Source organism: Streptomyces sp. NPDC022552, assembly GCF_055561875.1.
On record NZ_JBVHGJ010000023.1, the window covers coordinates 52,371 to 71,426 of the forward strand.

The following is a 19,056-nucleotide window of genomic DNA, read 5'->3' on the forward strand; positions in this document are numbered from 1 at the left end:
GTTCCTCCATGGAACGGGCGCTTCCGGATGCTCCCGGCGGGGCCGGCCGGACTGTCGGTGTGGTGGGGTTCACGGTGGTCATCGGGGAAGTTCCCCGATCCACCGGTGGACTGCGCGAGCCGTCGTCCCGACGTGCTCGGCCATCATCGTGAAGTGGTCGCCCGGTACGTCGACGACGTCGCGGGCGGCCTTCCACGTGCTGCGCCAGTCACGGCCGTCGGCGGGCTCGCGCAGCGGCTGTGAGGCACGCAGCAGAAGGGTCGGGAAGCGGGTGTCGGTGTCCGGGTTCGTCCAGAACAGGCTGCCGTACCAGGCCATCGCCGTGAGACGGCTGTCGTCCATGGCGACGAACTGCTCCACCCGGTCGAAGACTCCCTCGGAAAGCTCGGCGTTCCACTCCACCATCAGTGGGTCGTCCAGAGCGTAGACGTCCGCCAGCACCAACCCGGCAGGCGGGGCCCCCAGTTCGGCCATGCGCACCGCCAACCGGTGGGCGAGCAGCGCGCCTCCGGAGTGCCCGAAGAGGACGACCGGGGTGTCCTCGGCGTGGGCGAGGACGCCCTGCGCCTGCCAGTCCAGCGCGACTTCGGGGGTCGCGGGCAGCAGCTCGCCGCGGCCGTAGCCGAGGACGGGCACCGCGGCCACGCGGCGTGCGCCGCGCAGCGGTGCGGCCAGCCGTGCGAACTCGTGCGGGCCGCCGCCGGCCGTCAGGCCGCTGACGCAGACCAGCAGCTCGGGCGCCGGGCCGTCGGCGAGGGTGGTGAGCACGGCCGGTCCGCCCGCCTCGGCCACGTCGTCGGCCATGGGCCGGAACTTCGCCGTTTCGCCGACCAGTTCGAGGAACTCCTGGATCCGCCCGGTGCGCACGGCCTCCCGGTAGAGGGAGTCGAGCAGGCCGACCGGGTTGCGGTCGGTGGGCGAGATGCCGAGCACCGGGGCGGGCGCCGTCCCTGCCGGGGTGGTGCCGCCGTCGGCGGCCGTACCTCCGACGAGGTGGCGGGCGAGGGCGGCGGGCGTGGGGTGGTCGAAGACGAGGGTGCCCGGCAGCGACAGGCCCGTGGCCTGCTCCAGCGTGTCGCGGATCTCCAGCGCGGCGACCGAGTCGACGCCCAGCTCCAGGAACGGGCGGTCGGGAGTGACGGACGTGGTGTCGGTGTGCCCGAGCACGCTGGCGGCCGTCGTACGGACGAGGTCGAGCCCCGCTCGCTGCCGGTCCGGCCCGGTGAGGCCGGGTCCCGTGTCCGCGTCCGGTGCCGGAGTACGGGGGGCGGCCGACAGCCGCTGGACCTCAGGGAGTTCGTCGAACAGCGGGCGGTGCCGGGCCAGGGTGTAGGCGGGGTGGAAGCGTCCCCAGTCCACGTCGGCGACGACGGCGCAGGGCGCCGGCGCGGCCACCGCCTCGGCCAGGGCGCCCCAGACCGTGGCGGGGTCAAGGGGGCGCAGGCCGGAACGCGGGGCTTCCGGGTCCTCCTCGCCGGTCGCCCACGGCCCCCAGGAGACCGAGGTCGCGGGCAGGCCGAGGGAGTGGCGGTGCGCGGCGAGAGCGTCCGTCCGGGCGCTCCCGGCGGAGCGAACGGAGGCTCCCGTGCCGCCCCAGACGCCGGTCCCCGAGGAGATCAGGACGAACGCCTCCAGACCGGTGGCCAGGTCGGCGGTCACGTCGTGCAGCACCTGGGCGCCGTCGGCCGTGGCCGAGGCGCGCAGGTCGCCCGGGCGCAGCTCCGTCCAGGGGGTGTCCGGCTCCGCGCCCACCGCGTGGACGACGGCGGTGAGCGGCCGGTCGGCGGGAATCGCCGCCAGCACCTCGGCGACGGCGGCCCGGTCGGTGACGTCCGCGGCGGCGAGGGTGACCTCGACGGGCAGGCTCGCGGCGAACTCGCGGGCGCCGGGCGCGTCGGCGCCCCGGCGGCTGAGGAGCACGAGATGTCCGGCTCCGTGCGCGGCGAGCGCCGTGGCCAGCGCCCGGCCGCGCCGGCCGGTTCCACCGGTGACCAGCACGCTGCCCGAGGGCTGCCAGGGCGCGGCGCCGGCGGGCGGCGGGGCGGTGGTTACCCTGCGGGCCATGGGGGTGGCCCGCAGGGCGATCTGGTCCTCGCCCGGCGTACCGGCGGCGAGCAGCGCGGCCAGGCGCGCCGCGGTCCTCGGGTCCGGGCTCGCGGGCAGGTCCACCAGGCCGCCCCAGCGGTGCGGAGCCTCCAGGCCCAGGGTGCGGCCCAGTCCCCAGACGGCGGCGCGGGCGGGGTCGGCGGGCGGGTCGGCCGGCCCGGTGGCGACGGCACCCGTGGTCAGGCACCACAGGCGGGCGTCCGCCGCGATGTCGTCGAGTGCCTGGGCGAGGGCCAGTACGGTGGCGGGTTCGTCGGCCAGGCAGAGCACACCGGTGACCGGGGACGCTTCCTCGTGAGCCCTCCTCAGCGCCTCGGCGCATGCCTGCCTGTCGTCCCCCGCGTCGGGAACCTCGGCCACCCGCATTCCCTGCTCGCGCAGTTGCGCGAGCAGGGCTGCGGCGCCGCCGTCGCCGGCGCCCACCGCGAGCCAGGTGCCGTGGGGCACGGCCCGGCCCGGCTCGGGCAGGGGGCGCCAGGTCACCTGGTAGCGGCCGGTCCGCTCGGCGTCCCGCGCCGCGACGGGGTGCGGTGCGGGCCAGTAGCGGCGCCGCTGGAAGGCGTACGTCGGCAGATCGGGGCGGGGCCCGGTGGCGGGCCCGAGGAGCGCCTCCCAGCCGACGGGGACACCGGCCGTGTGCAGCCGCGCGACGGCGGTGAGCAGGGCGACGGGCTCCTGCCGGCCGGAGCGCTGGAGCGCCACGGCGAGAGGGGCGATGGTGTCGTCGAGCGCGCGGGCGCGTTCCAGGGTCCGCTCCAGCGGGACGGTGAGCGCGGCCCCGGGCCCGATCTCGGCGAAGCGGGTCACGCCCTGGCCGAGGAGGGTGCCGACGGCGTCGGAGAAGCGGACGGTGGCGCGTATCTGTCGGACCCAGTACTCCGGGGTGGACATCGCACCGTCGTCGTCGAGACCGGTGACCGTGGACACCAACGGGATACGGGCGGGGCGGTATCCCAGGGTCCCGGCCACGGCGCGGAAGTCTTCGAGCACGGGATCCATGTGCGGGGAGTGGAAGGCGTGCGAGACGTCCAGGGAGCGGATCCTGCGGCCGGTGCGCCTGCCTTCCTCGGCCAGTTCCGCCAGAGCGTCGGCGTCGCCGGAGAGGACGACCTCGTCGCGCGTGTTGACGGCGGCGATCGCCACGCGGGTCTCGTACCCGGCGAGTGCGGAGCGCGCCTCGGCCTCGGACATCCGCACCGACACCATCGCGCCGCCCTCGGGCAGCGCCCCCATCAGCCGGGCCCGGGCGGCCACCAGGGTGCACGCGTCGGCGAGCGACAGGACGCCGGCGACGTGCGCGGCGGCGAGTTCGCCCACGGAGTGCCCGGCCAGCCGGTCGGGGGTCACGTTCCAGGACTCCAGCAGCCGGAAGAGGGCCACCTCGAAGGCGAAGAGGGCGAGCTGCGTCCAGGCGGTGCGGCCGAGGGCGTCGGCGTCATGGAGGACGACGTCGCGCAGGGGGCGGTCCAGGTCCGGGTCGAGGTGGGCGCAGACCGCGTCGAAGGCGTCGGCGAACACCGGGTACTTCTCGTACAGTTCGCGGCCCATGCCGGCGCGCTGTGCGCCCTGACCGGAGAAGACGAAGGCGAGGTCGCCGCCGGCGGCCACGCCGCGGACGATCTCAGCTCCCGTGACGCCACCGGCGGTTCCGGCGAGCCCGGTGAGCCCGCGGCGCAGGCCGTCGGCGTCGGGCGCCAGCACGACGGCCCGGTGCTCCAGGACGGCCCGGGCGGTAGCCAGTTGGCGGGCGACAGCGCGCAGGTCGAGCGCTGCGCCGGTGCGGTCGAGGTGCGAGCGGAGCCGGTCGGCCTGGGCTCGCAGCGCGTCCTCGGACCGGCCCGAGATCGGCCAGAGCACGAGCGAAGCGGCGCTGCCGGGCTCGTCGGCGGACGGCGGGGTCACCTGCGGCGACTGCTCACGCGGGGCCTCCTCGATGAGGACGTGGGCGTTGGTTCCGCTGATCCCGAACGAGGACACGCCGGCCCTGCGCGCGTGACCCGTCTCCGGCCAGGGCCGGTCCTCGGTGAGGAGCTCCACCGCGCCGGCCGACCAGTCCACATGCGGCGTCGGCTCGTCCACGTGCAGCGTCCGGGGCAGCACACCCCGACGGATCGCCTCCACCATCTTGATGACACCCGCGACACCCGAGGCCGCCTGCGTGTGCCCGATGTTCGACTTCACCGACCCCAGATACAGGGGCTCTTCACGGTCCTGCCCGTACGTCGCGAGCAGGGCCTGCGCCTCGATCGGGTCACCGAGCCGCGTACCGGTGCCGTGTGCTTCCACCGCGTCGACCTCGGACGTCTCCAACCCGGCCGCGGCCAGCGCAGCCCGCACCACCCGCTGCTGCGCGGGACCGTTCGGCGCCGTCAGACCGTTCGACGCACCATCCTGATTCACCGCCGAACCCCGCACCACACCGAGCACCTCATGCCCGTTACGACGCGCGTCCGACAGCCGCTCCAACAGCAGCAGACCCACACCCTCACCCCAGCCCGTGCCGTCCGCACCAGCCGCGAACGCCTTGCACCGACCGTCCGAAGCCAGGCCGCCCTGGCGGCCGAACTCGGCGAACACCGCGGGCGAGGGCATCACGGTGACGCCGCCCGCGAGCGCCATGGAGCACTCGCCGGTACGCAGCGACTGCGCCGCCAGGTGCAGCGCCACCAGCGAGGACGAGCATGCCGTGTCGACGGTCACCGCCGGACCCTCGAGGCCGAAGGTGTAGGAGATACGGCCGGACAGCACGCTGTTGGAGGTTCCGGTCAGGGCGTGGCTCTCGGAGCCCTCCGGCAGGACACCGGCCATGGCGTAGCCCGCGGCGGAGGCGCCGACGAAGACGCCGACGCGCGTGCCCCGTACGGAGGTCGGCGCGATGCCCCCGCGCTCCAGCAGCTCCCAGGAGGCTTCGAGGAGCACCCGCTGGTGCGGGTCCATGGCGACGGCCTCGCGGGGCGAGATGCCGAAGAGGTCCGCGTCGAACTCCGTGGCGTCGTGCAGGAATCCGCCCTCGGCGGTGAACCCGCCTGCTCCCGACAGGTCCCAGCCCCGGTCCGCGGGGAACGGCGACATGGCGTCGGTCCCGGCCGCGACCAGTTCCCAGAAGCGCTCCGGGGAGTCGGCGCCGCCGGGGTAGCGGCAGCTCATCGAGACGATGACGACCGGGTCGTCCGTCTCGGCGAGGGCGGCGGGCCGTGCCTGCGCGGGGGCGGCGCCCGGCTCCGCGACGCCCAGCCGGGCGAGCAGTTCGGCGGCGGCCACCCGTGCGGTGGGATGGTCGAAGACCAGGGTGGCCGGAAGCCGCAGTCCGGTCGCCCCGGCCAGGCCGTCGCGGACGCGGAGCGCGGTGAGGGAGTCGATGCCGAGTCCGGTGAAGACCTCGTCGGGGTCGACGGCTTCGGAGCCGCTGTGGCCGAGCACACCGGCGACGACGGTACGCACCAGGTCGAGCAGGATGCGGGTGCGGTCGGCGGGGACGGCGGCCCCGAGCCGCGCGCGCAGCTCGTGGCCGGCCCCGTCGTCGACGGTCGCGGGGGCTGCACCGTCCGCCTGCGCGGCGACCGCCTCCGGAAGGTCGGTCAGCAGCGGGCTCGGGCGGCGCAGGGTGAACGAGGGGGCGAAGAGGCCCCAGTTGACGTCCGCGATCACGCCGGTGGCACGGCCGGAGTCCACAGCGGCGGACAGCGCGGCCAGGCACAGCCCCGGTGGCATGGCCGTGATGCCCCGGTCCCGGAGGTAGTCCCCCGCTTCCCGGTCGGCGGCCATGCCGCTGCCACCCCAGGCGCCCCACGCCACGGACGTGGCGGCCAGGCCCCGGGCCCGGCGCTGTTCGGCGAGTGCGTCGAGGGCCGCGTTGGCGGCGGAGTACGCGGCCTGCCCGCCGCTGCCCCAGACCCCGGCGATCGAGGAGAACAGTACGAACAGCTCGGCGCTCTCCCCCAGCAGGGCGTCCAGGTGGAGCGCGCCGAGCACCTTGGCGTGGGCGGCCTCGGCGATCTCCGCCGGTGAGGTGACGGCCAGCGGCGCGGTGGCCGCGACACCGGCGGTGTGGACGACGCCGGTGACCGGGTGCTCGGCGAGCAGGGCGGCGAGTGCCTCGCGGTCGGCGACGTCGCAGGCGACGACGGTCGCCGCCGCCCCGAGCGCGCCCAGCTCTGCGACCAGTTCGGCGGAGCCGGACGCCTGGGGACCGGAGCGGCTCACGAGGAGCAGCTCGGTGACCCCACGTCCGGCGAGCCAGCGGGCGACCTCGCGGCCGAGCGCACCGGTCCCGCCGGTGACGAGCACCGGACCGCTGGGGGTCCACGGCTCGGTGACCGGCCGCGATTCCGGGGCGGCACGGCGTACCCGTCGGGCGAAGACGCCGGACGGCCGTACGGCCAGCTGGTCCTCGCTCTCGGCGGCGCCGGCCAGGAGCGCGCCGAGCCGAGTCGCGGACCGGGTGTCGGTGGCGGACAGGTCGATCAGTCCGCCCCATCGCTCGGGGTGCTCAAGGGCGGCGCTGCGCCCGAGGCCCCACAGCATCGCCTGGGCGCGGCTCACCTCGCCGTCGGCACGGCCCACGGCGACCGCACCGCGGGTGACGCACCACAGGGGTGCGTCGGATCCCGCGTCGCCGAGCGCTTGGAGCAGGGTGACGGTGTCGCCGGTACCGATGGGCAGAGCCGCGCCCTCGGGGTGCGGGCGCTCGTCGAGCGCCAGCAGGGAGACCACACCCGTCAGACCGTCCGTCTCCGGCAGCGCGGCAGCGAGCTCGGTACGCGTCGCCCCGGCGGGGACGGTGATCTCGGTGAGGTCCGCCCGATCGAGCGCGGTGCGCACGGTCGCGCGTTCCGCTTCCGCCCCGGACGACGGGAGGATCAGCAGCCAGCGCCCTGCCGGCGCGGTGGACGGCAGTCCGACCAGCGGGCTCCACGCCACGTCGTAGCGCCAGGAGGCGACGGCGGTCTCCTGGCGGCGGCCCTGCCGCCAGGCGGCGAGGGCGGGCAGCACCTGGGCGAGGTCCGGCGCGTCGATGCCGAGGGCCTTGGCGACGGCCTCGGTGTCGCCGCTCTCGACGCCGCCCCAGAACGCCTGCTCCGCCGGATCGGTGCCCGCCTGGGCCTCCGGTCCGGCAGCAGGGCGCTCGACGGGGGTGGGCCAGTAGCGGTCACGCGCGAAGGCGTAGGTGGGGAGGTCGACGGGCGGGGTGTCGGGCAGGACTCCTGTCCAGTCGACGGGGACGCCGGCCACATGGGCCTCGGCGAGGGCGGTGAGCCAGCGTGTCGAATCCCCGCGGTCGCGGTGCAGGGTGGCGAGGGTGACGCCCGGCTGCCCGGACGCCTCCAGCGACTGCTCGATGCCGGGGGTCAGTACGGGGTGCGGGCTGCACTCCAGGAACACCGACCGGCCATCCGCGAGCAGCGCACTCGTCGCCTCGTCGAACCGGACCAACGACCGCAGACTCTCGTACCAGTACCCGGCGTCCATCACCGCCGTGTCGATACGCGCACCCGTCACCGACGAGTACAACGGAACGGTGGACGACACCGGACGGACAGGCTCCAGATCGGCGAGAATCCGCTCCCGCAGCTCCTCCACCTGTACAGAATGCGATGCGTAGTCCACCGGCACGCGGCGCGCCCGAATCGCACGCGTCTCGCACAAGGCCATCAGCTCGTCGAGCGCGTCCGGTTCACCGGACACCACCGTCGAACCGGGACCGTTGACAGCGGCCACCGACGCCCGGCCCTCGAAGCCGGACACCAGCTCGGCGGCCACCTCCGGACCCGCCGCCAGCGACACCATCCCACCCCGGCCCGCCAGCACCCGCAGCGCACGTGAACGCAGCGCAACCACACGCGCGCCGTCCACGACCGACAGACCACCGGCCACCACAGCGGCCGCGATCTCACCCTGCGAATGGCCCACCACCGCGGACGGGACCACGCCGCACGACCGCCACAGTCGGGCCAGCGACACCATCAACGCCCACAGAACCGGCTGGACCACATCCACCCGACCCCACAACGCCTCGTCCTCGCTGTCGAGCACGTCCCACAGCGACCAGTCCACGAACGGCTCCAACGCCGCCGCACACTCCTCAAGGCCTTCATGGAACACCGGCGACCACGCCGCCAGCTCCCGCCCCATCCCCAGCCACTGCGACCCCTGCCCCGGGAACACCAACACCGGAGCGCCCTGACCCGTGCCGCGCACGCTCGTGACGACGCCCGGGACCTCACGGCCCTCCGCGAGCGCCTCAAGACCCCGCCGGAAGTCCGCCAGGTCCGAACCCAGAACGACCGCACGATGACCCAGCGCAGCACGCGTCGTCACCAGGGACGAAGCGATCCGACCAGCCGCGGTCCCGCCGTCCGTGTCCCACTCCCGTACGTTGGCGAGCAGACGCGCGGCCTGGTCTCGCAGGGACTGCTGCGTACGGCCCGACAGCACCCACGGCACCACCGTGCCGGACTCCACCGCCGGCGCGGCGGGCGCCTCGTCGGCGGGCTGGGGTGCGGCCTCCAGGATCACGTGCGCGTTCGTACCGCTCACACCGAACGACGACACACCGGCCCGGCGCGGCCGGTCCGTCTCCGGCCACTGACGCGTCTCCGTCAGTAGCTCGACGGAGCCAGCCGACCAGTCGACGTGCGGCGACGGCTCTCCGACGTGCAGGGTGGCCGGCAGCACGCCGCGGCGCATCGCCTCCACCATCTTGATCACACCACCGACACCCGCAGCAGCCTGCGTATGACCGATGTTCGACTTCAACGACCCCAGATACAGGGGCTCTTCACGGTCCTGCCCGTAGGTCGAGAGCAGCGCCTGCGCCTCGATCGGGTCACCCAACTTCGTACCCGTGCCATGCGCCTCCACCACATCGATGTCGACAGGACTCAGCCGGGCACTCTCCAACGCCTGACGGATCACCCGCTCCTGCGACGGACCGTTCGGAGCCGTCAGACCGTTCGACGCACCGTCCTGATTGACCGCCGAACCCCGCACCACCGCCAGCACCTCATGGCCGCGCTCCAGAGCGTCCGAGAGCCGCTCCACCAGCAGCACACCGACACCCTCACCCCAGCCCGTGCCGTCGGCATCCGCCGAGAAGGCCTTGCAGCGACCGTCGGAGGAGAGTGCGCCCTGCGTGCTGAACTCGATGAAGGTACCGGGCAGCGGCATCACGGTGACGCCGCCCGCCAGTGCCATGGAGCACTCGCCGTTGCGCAGCGACTGCGCCGCCAGGTGCAGCGCCACCAGCGACGACGAACACGCCGTGTCCACGCTGAGCGCGGGTCCCCGCAGGCCGAAGGTGTAGGAGATGCGTCCGGACAGCACACTGGCGGTGTTGCCGGTTCCCAGGTGGCCCTCGGTGGCGGTCTCGGAGCCGAGCAGCAGGGCGGCGTAGTCCTGGCCGTTGGTGCCCGCGAAGACACCGGTGTCGCTGCCGCCGACCGAGGTCGGGTCGATGCCGGCCCGTTCGAACGCCTCCCAGGAGGCCTCGAGGAGCAGGCGCTGCTGCGGGTCCATGGCGAGCGCCTCGCGCGGCGAGATGTTGAACAGGCCCGCGTCGAAGGCGGCGACGTCGTCGAGGAATCCGCCCGCGCGGCTGGACGAGAGTCCGTCCGGGCCGAGCAGGGTGTCGAGATCCCATCCGCGGTCCGTCGGGAAGTCGCCCATCGCGTCGGTGCCGGAGGCCACCAGGCCCCAGAGCGCCTCGGGCGAGTCCACGCCGCCGGGGAAGCGGCAGGCCATCCCGATGATGGCGATGGGCTCGTCCGTCGCCGCCCGGCCGGCGCCCGCAGCCGGGCGGGCCGCGGAGGCCGATGTCTGGCCGGACAGCAAGGTGAGGAGGTGCGCGGCGAGGGCCGCGGGGGTCGGGAAGTCGAAGACCAGACCGGCCGGCAGGGACAGACCCGTCCGGGAGGTCAGGAGGTTGCGCAGCTCCAGGGCGGTGAGGGAGTCGAAACCCAGGTCGTGGAAGGCGCGTTCGCGGTCCACGGCCGCGGGCGAGCCGTGGCCGAGGACGGCCGCGACGGCCTCCAGGACGAGGGTCTCGGCGCCGCGCGCCTGCTCGGCGGCGTCCGCGTCCGACGCGGCGAGCGCGGCGGGTCCGGTGGCCTCGACCGTGCGTACGACCGGGGCGGCCTCGGGAAGTTCGGCGAACAGCCTGCTGGGGCGTACCGCCGTGAAGCCCGGGGCGAACCGTTCCCAGTCGATGTCGGCGACGACCAGCGTGCCGTCTCCCTCGGACAGGGCTGTGGCCATGGCCCCCAGCGCCCTGTCCTCCGGCATCGCGGGCAGTCCGCCGCGCGCCAGCCGGGCCGCGGCGGCCGGATCGGCTGCCATCCCGGCTCCCGCCCAGGCGCCCCAGGCGAGGGCGGTGCCGGGCAGGCCCCGGGAGCGACGGCGTTCCACCAGGGCGTCGAGGTGCGCGTTGGCGGCGGCGTAGGACCCCTGCCCGGCGCTGCCGAGCACGCCCGCGACGGAGGAGAAGACGACGAAGTCGGTCAGTTCGCCGGCAAGTTCGTCCAGCAGGTCGGCGGAGTGGGCCTTGGCGTCGAGTACGGCGGCGAGCCGTTCGGGCGTCAGCGCGTCGAGCACACCGTCGTCGACGATCCCCGCGGCGTGCACGACCGCGGTCACCGGGTGGCGTTCCAGAAGGTCGGCCACCGCGTCCCGGTCGCTCAGGTCGCAGGAGACGACGACGGCGTCGCAGCCACGTTCCGCGAGGTCCGCGACCAGCTCGGACGCGCCCGGTGCGGCGGGACCGCGCCGGCTCGCCACGACGAGGCGGGTGGCGCCGCGCTCGGCCAGCAGACGGGCGACCTTGCCGCCCAGGGCGCCGGTGCCACCGGTGACCAGGACGGGCCCGTCGGTGCGCCATTCGGCGGGCTGCGTCTGCCCGGCCGCAGCGGTGGGGGCACGCCGCAGTCGGCGGACGTGGATGCCGGTCGGCCGTATGGCCGCCTGGTCCTCGCCCGCGTCCCCGGCCAGCAGTTGGGCCAGCCGCTCGGCCGCCCGTCGGTCGAGGTGCTCCGGCACGTCGACCAGGCCGCCCCAGCGGTCGGGGTGTTCGAGAGCGGCGACCCGGCCGAGTCCCCACAGCTGTGCCGCGGCGGGACGGCACTCGTCGCCCGGCACGGCCACGACCGCGCCGGAGGTGACGCACCACAGTGGCGCGGCGAGTCCGGCGTCGCCCTGGGCCTGGAGGACCAGCAGCAGCTCGGCGGCGGTGTCCACGCACGCGAGTACCCCGGCGACGGGGCGGCCGCCGTCGGCGGCGACGGAGGCCAGGTCGGCCATCCGGGCAGCGCACTGCGTACGGTCCGCGCCGAGTTCCGTCATCTCGACGATGTCGGCGCCCGCGGTACGCAGGCCGTCCACGAGCCCCTCGGGTGCCTTGCCGCCCGTGACCAGGAGCCAGGTGCCGCTGAGCCGCACCTGCCGGTCGGTGAGCTGGGTCCAGCCGACTCGGTAGCGCCAGGCGTCGGTGGTGGCCTTGTGCCGGCCCCGCTCCCGCCAGGCGGCGAGGGCGGGCAGGACGGCGCCCAGGCCGTCCCGCTGTTCCTCGTCCAGTCGCAGCGCGCCGGCCACGGCGTCGGTGTCGGCCGAGTCCACGGCCGCCCAGAACTCCCGCTCGACCGGGTTCTCGACCGCGACGGGGCGGGGTGCCACGGGAGTGGGCCAGTACCGCCGGCGGGCGAAGGGGTACGTGGGAAGGGCGATCCGGGCGCCCCCGAACGGGGCGAGGTACGCGGACCAGTCCACCGGTACGCCACGGGTGTGCAGGCGGGCCAGCGCACGGACGAGGGTGCCTGCCTCGGGGCGGTCCGGGCGCAGCGCGGGGACGGCGGCCAGGGTGTCGATCTGCTCCGGTACGAAGGCGGAGAGCACACCGGCAGGGCCCAGCTCCAGTGCCGTACGTACGCCGCTGAGTGAGGCGATCGCGTCGGCGAACCGGACGGGCTCACGGATCTGACCGACCCAGTAGTCAGGGGTCGCGATGTCGCCCGGTGCGGTGGTGACGATCGGGATCGTCGGGGCGTTGTACGTCAGCGACTTCGCGACCTTCGCGAACTCGTCGAGCATCGGCTCCATCAGGTGCGAGTGGAACGCGTGCGAAACGGTCAGGCGCTTGACCCGTACGTTCTCCGCCCGGAGCCGCTCCTCCAGCGCGCCGATCGCGTCCGCGTCGCCCGAGACCGTAAGAGAGGTGGGGCCGTTCACAGCCGCAAGGTCCACGCCGTCGGGAAGTTCCAGCCCGTTTTCAGCAGCCTCGACGGCCAGCATCGCGCCGCCCGACGGCAGCGCATCCATCAAACGGCCACGCGCCGAGACGAGAGCACAGGCGTCGTCCAGCGACAGCACTCCCGCGCAGTGCGCGGCGGCAAGCTCACCGATCGAATGGCCGACCAGCACGTCCGGGGTCACACCCCAGGACTCCACCAGCCGGAACAACGCCACCTCGACCGCGAACAGCCCCGCCTGCGCGTACACCGTCCGGGACAGAAGCTCCGCATCGTCCCCGAACACGACCTCGCGCAAAGGCCGTTCGAGGTCGACCCGCGCACAGATGTCGTCGAACGCGTCGGCGTACACCGGGAAGGCGTCGTACAGCTCACGGCCCATCCCGGCCCGCTGCGCGCCCTGCCCCGTGAACAACAGGGCCAGCCCGCCGTGCACGACCTGGTCACGCACCGCGTCCTGCGGCTGCTCACCGGCGGCCAGAGCCGTCAGTACATCGGTGTGGTCGCCGAAGACCACCGCTCGGTGGTCCAGGTCGGCGCGAGTGGTGACCAGGGTGAGCGCCAGGTCGGCGGGGTCCGCTGCCACGCAGGCGAGCCGTCCGGCCTGCTGGGCGAGGGCGTCCGGCGTGGCGCCGGACAGCGGGACGGGCAGCGGGAGGTCCGGGTGCTGAGGCTTCTGCTGGATGCCGGCGGGTACTTCGGCCGGCTCGGGGGCCTGCTCCAGAATGGTGTGCGCGTTGGTGCCGCTGATGCCGAACGACGACACCGCCGCCCTCCGCGGCCGGTTCGCCTGCGGCCACGGGCGGTTCTCGGTGAGCAGTTCCACCGAGCCGGCCGACCAGTCCACTTCCGGGGTCGGCTCGTCCACGTGCAGCGTCCGGGGCAGCACGCCGTGGCGGAGCGCCATGACGGCCTTGATCACGCCCACGACACCGGCGGCGGCCTGGGTGTGCCCGATGTTGGACTTCACCGAGCCCAGGTACAGGGGGTCGTCCCGGTCCTGCCCGTACGTCGCCAGTAGGGCCTGCGCCTCGATCGGGTCGCCGAGCCTCGTGCCCGTACCGTGCGCCTCCACCGCGTCCACGTCGGACGCCTCAAGCCCCGCCGAGGCCAGCGCGGCCCGGATCACCCGCTGCTGCGCGGGACCGTTCGGCGCCGTCAACCCGTTCGACGCGCCGTCGGAGTTGACCGCGCTGCCGCGGACCACCGCGAGGACCTCGTGTCCGTTACGGCGCGCGTCAGAGAGCCGCTCCACGAGCAGGACGCCCACGCCCTCGCCCCAGCCGGTGCCGTCCGCGCCCGCGGCGAAGGCCTTGCATCGGCCGTCGGCGGCCTGGCCGCGCTGCTTGCTGAACTCGGCGAAGACGGACGGCAGGGAGATCACGTTGACGCCGCCGACCAGGGCCAGGTCGGACTCCTGGTGGCGCAGTGACTGGCAGGCCAGGTGGAGGGCCACCAGGGAGGAGGAGCACGCGGTGTCCACGGTGACCGCCGGGCCCTCGAGACCGAAGGCGTAGGCGACACGGCCCGACAGCACGCTGGGGGATCCGCCGGTGACCAGATAGCCGTCGCCGGCCTCGGGGTCCGCCGCAAGGACGGTCAGGTAGTCCTGGCCGCCGGAGCCGGCGTACACGGCCGTACGCGACCCGGCCAGCGACCGGGGGTGGATACCCGCGCGCTCCAGTGCCTCCCAGGACGCTTCGAGGAGCAGCCGCTGCTGCGGGTCCATGGCCAGCGCCTCGCGCGGCGAGATGCCGAACAGGTCGGCGTCGAAGGCGGTCGCGTCGGGGAGGAAGCCGCCCGTCCGCGGGTAGTCGCCGCCTGGCGCGTCGAGGTCCCAGCCGCGGTCGGCGGGGAAGGGGCCCATCGCGTCGGTGCCGGACCGGACCAGCTCCCACAGGTCCTCCGGGGAGCGGACGCCGCCCGGGAAGCGGCAGGCCATGCCGACGAGGACGATCGGGTCGTCGTCCGCCGCGGCGGCGTCACCGTGTACGGGCACGGCCGGGGCCGCGGTGTCGGGAACCGGTCCGGCGTTCCCGCCGGTGATCTCGGCGGCCAGGAAACGGGAGAGGGCCAGCGGGCTGGGGTGGTCGAAGACGAGGGTGGCGGACATGCGCAGACCGGTGGTGAAGGTCAGGCGGTTGCGCAGTTCGACGGCGCCCGCCGAGGTGAGGCCCAGCTCGCCGAAGGCCCGGCCGGGCTCCACCTCGGAGGCGGACTCGTGGCCGAGCACCAGCGCCACCTGGTCACGGACCAGGTCGAGCAGGAACCGGTTGCGCTCCGCCTCCGAGGCCCCGGCCAGCCGTTGGGCCGGCGGCAGGTTCTCCTGGTCGGCGGCGGGGCCCTGGGCCGCGCTCTGTTCGGCTGTCTGCCGGAGGCTGCGGACGTCGGGGAGTTCGTCGAGCAGGCGGCTGGGGCGGGTGGCGGTGAAGAACCAGGAGAAGACCTCCCAGCGGATGTCGGCGAGGGCGAGCGTGGTCTCGTCCCGCTCCAGCGCCGTACGCAGTCCCGCGAGGGCGTGTGCGGGCTCCATCCGGAGGATGCCGTGGCGTTCGAGTACGTCGCCGAAGCCTCCCTCGGCCATGCCGGCGCCCGCCCATGATCCCCAGGCCACGGAGGTCGCGGGCAGTCCCTGGGCACGGCGGTACTGCGCGAAGGCGTCCAGGAAGGCGTTGCCGGGGGCGTAGTTGCCCTCGCCGGCCGAGCCGAAGACGCCGGCCAGCGACGAGAAGAGCACGAAGGCCGAGAGGTCCAGGTGCGCGGTGAGCCGGTGCAGGTTGAGGGCGCTGGCGACCTTGGCGCGCAGCGCGGTCTCGACGCGGTCCGGCGTGAGGGAGTCCACGATGCTGGAGTCGACGACTCCGGCGGCGTGGAAGACGGCGGTCAGCGGCTGTGCGGCGGGCAGCTCGGCGAGAACGGCCGCCAGGGCGTCGTGGTCGGCCGCGTCCACCGCGGCGACGGTGACCTCGGCGCCCGCTTCCCGCAGTTCGGCGGCGAGTTCCGCCGCGCCGGGGGCCTCCGGGCCGCGCCGGCTGAGCAGGAGTAGGTGTTCGGCGCCCGAGGCGGCGAGCCAACGGGCGACGTGCGCACCGACGCCACCGGTGCCGCCGGTGACCAGCACGGTGCCGGACGACTGCCATGTGCGGCCGGGCGGGGTCGGCTCGGCTCTGCGCAGGCGGGGCACGAAGACCCCGGTGGCGCGTATCGCCGCCTGGTCCTCGCCCGTGCCGGCGAGGACCGCCGCCAGCCGGGACATCGCGCGCGGCTCGGGGTCGGCGGGCAGGTCGACAAGGCCGCCCCACTGGGTGTACTCGTGGGCGGCGACCCGGCCGAGACCCCAGGTCAGCGCCTGTGCGGGGCGGGTGACGGTGTCCCCCGGCCCGGCGGCGACGGCGCCGGAGGTGGCGCACCACAGACGTATCGGCTCGCCGGTGTCGTGCACGGCGTGGAGCAGAGTGATGCCGGCGGCGAATCCAGCCGGGGTGGCGGGGTGTCCGGGGGCGGGGTCCTCGGCGAGGGAGAGCAGCGACAGCACGCCGTCGGCGCCGCGCAGTCGCTCGGCGAGGGTGCCGCGGTCGTCCTCGGGGGCCACGGGCAGCAGTTCGGGGGCGGCGCCGGCCTCTTCGAGGGCCGCGAGAACCGCGGTGACCAGCGCGTGCGCGTGGTGGTCCGGGTGTACGGCCACCAGCCAGCGGCCGTCGAGCCGGCCGGCGGGGGGCTGCGCGGGCGTCCACGCGGTCCGGTAGCACCAGCTCTCGGCGCGACTGCGTTCGCGGTCGCGCCGGTGCCAGGAGGAGAGCGCGGACAGGGCTTCGTCAAGCGGGGTCCGGCCGCTGACGTCGAGCATGCGCTGGAGGGCTGGGAGGTCCTCGTTCTCGACGGCGGACCAGAACCAGTCCTGTGCGCGATCGGTGGCGGGCAGTTCGGGCTCGGCGGTGTCGAGCCAGTAACGGCGTCGCTGGAAGGCGTAGGTGGGCAGGTCGACGGGCCGGGCGTCGGGCAGGACGGTGGTCCAGTCGACCGGGACACCCGCCACGTGAGCTTCGGCGAGCGCGGTCAGCCAGCGCGTCGCGTCGCCGCGATCACGGTGCAGGGTGGCCAGCGTGACGCCCGGCTGCCCGGACGCCTCCAGCGACTGCTCGATGCCAGGAGTCAGGACCGGATGCGGGCTGGACTCCAGGAACACCGACCGGCCGTCGGCCAGCAGCGCGCCCGTCGCTTCGTCGAACCGGACCAGCGACCGCAGGTTCTCGTACCAGTAACCCGCGTCCATCACCGCGGTGTCGATACGGCCACCGGTCACCGACGAATACAGCGGCACCGAAGACGACTTGGGCACGATCGGAGCCAGATCGGTAAGGATCTGCTCGCGCAGCTCCTCCACCTGTACCGAATGCGACGCGTAGTCCACCGGCACGCGACGCGCCCGAATCGCACGCGTCTCGCACACAGCCATCAGCTCGTCCAGCGCGTCCGGTTCACCGGACACCACCGTCGAACCGGGACCGTTGACCGCGGCCACCGACACCCGGCCCTCGAAGCCGGACACCAGCTCGGCGGCCACCTCCGGACCCGCCGCCAGCGACACCATCCCACCCCGGCCCGCCAGCACCCGCAGCGCACGTGAACGCAGCGCAACCACACGCGCGCCGTCCACGACGGACAGACCACCGGCCACCACAGCGGCCGCGATCTCACCCTGCGAATGGCCCACCACCGCGGACGGGACCACGCCGCACGACCGCCACAGTCGGGCCAGCGACACCATCAACGCCCACAGAACCGGCTGGACCACATCCACCCGACCCCACAACGCCTCGTCCTCGCTGTCGAGCACGTCCCACAGCGACCAGTCCACGAACGGCTCCAACGCCGCCGCACACTCCTCCAAACCCTCCCGGAACACCGGCGACCACGCCGCCAGCTCCCGGCCCATCCCCAGCCACTGCGACCCCTGCCCCGGGAACACCAACACCGGAGCGCCCTGACCCGTGCCGCGCACGCTCGTGACGACGCCCGGGACCTCACGGCCCTCCGCGAGCGCCTCAAGACCCCGCCGGAAGTCCGCCAGGTCCGAACCCAGAACGACCGCACGGTGGCCCAGAGCAGCACGCGTCGCCGCAAGCGAGAAACCGATCCGACCGACCGTCGGCCCGCCGTCCGCGTCCAGCTCCTGCACATGCGCGAGCAGACGCGCGGCCTGGCCTTGCAGCGCCTGCTCGGTCCGTCCCGACAGCACCCACGGCACCACACCGTCGGCCTCCACCGGGGCGGCGGGCACCTCGTCGGCGTCGGGCTCGGCGGGCCGGTACTCCTCCAGGATCACGTGCGCGTTCGTACCGCTCACACCGAACGACGACACACCCGCCCGCCGCGGCTCCTCGCCGTCGGGCCACTGGCGCGCCTCCGTCAGCAGCTCGACGGCTCCCGCCTGCCAATCCACATGGGGTGTCGGCTCGGCCACGTGCAGGGTGGCCGGCAGCACGCCATGGCGCATCGCCTCCACCATCTTGATCACACCACCGACACCCGCAGCAGCCTGTGTGTGCCCGATGTTCGACTTCAACGACCCGAGGTACGCGGGCCGATCGGCCGGCCGGCCCTGCCCGTACGTGGCGAGCAACGCCTGCGCCTCGATCGGGTCACCCAGCGTCGTGCCGGTACCGTGCGCCTCCACCACGTCCACGTCGGCCGCCGTGAGCCGCGCGGCGTCCAGCGCGGCACGGATGACCCGCTGCTGCGAGGGGCCGTTGGGAGCCGTCAGCCCGCTGGAGGCGCCGTCCTGGTTGACGGCCGAACCGCGCACGACCGCCAGCACGCGGTGTCCGTTGCGCACCGCGTCCGAGAGCCGCTCCACGAGCAGCACACCGACGCCCTCGCCCCAGCCCGTGCCGTCGGAGTCCGCCGAGAACGCCCTGCACCGGCCGTCGGCGGAGAGTGCGCCGGACATGCCGAAGTCGATGAAGGTGTTGGGTGTGATCATCACGGTGACGCCGCCCGCCAGCGCCATCGAGCACTCCCCGCTGCGCAGCGACCGCACCGCGAGGTGCAGCGCCACCAGCGACGACGAACACGCCGTGTCCACCGTCAGTGCGGGGCCCTCGAGGCCGAGGGTGTAGGACACCCGGCCGGAGACGACGCTGCCGCTGCTGCCGGTGCCCAGGTGTCCGGCGACCTCCTCGGGGACGGACAGGGCACGGGAGGCGTACTCGTTGTACATGACACCGGTGAAGACACCCGTACGGCTGCCGCGCAGGGAGAGCGGGTCGATGCCGGCGCGTTCCACGGCCTCCCAGGAGGTCTCGAGGACCAGGCGCTGCTGCGGGTCCATGGCGAGCGCCTCGCGCGGCGAGATGTTGAAGAGCGAGGGGTCGAAGTCGGCGACCGCGTCGATGAACCCGCCCTCGCGGGTGAACTCGACGCCGGCGGCGGCTCCGGCGTCGAAGGGTGCCATGTCCCAGCCCCGGTCCACGGGGAAGCCGGAGACGGCGTCGACGCCGTCCCGCACCACGCGCCACAGCGCCTCGGGCGAGTCGACGCCCCCCGGGTAGCGGCAGGCCATGCCGATGACGGCGATCGGCTCGCGCTCGGCCGAATCGGCGGCACGGAGCCGCTGGCGCACCGCGGCGAGGTCCGCGGTGGCGCGCTTCAGGTAGTCCCGCAGCTTGTCCTCGGTGGATACGGCACGTGCGCCGGCTGTCTTGTCCTGCACCGC

At 74.4% G+C, this 19,056-nt stretch carries 1 protein-coding gene; it reads right to left on the bottom strand.

What is annotated here, in order from left to right:
- Positions 1 to 78: 78 nt before the first annotated feature.
- Entirely contained in the window at positions 79 to 19,053 is an 18,975-nt protein-coding gene (locus tag ACZ3OF_RS35200; protein ID WP_467308910.1) for a type I polyketide synthase, read from the bottom strand.
- Positions 19,054 to 19,056: the final 3 nt, after the last annotated feature.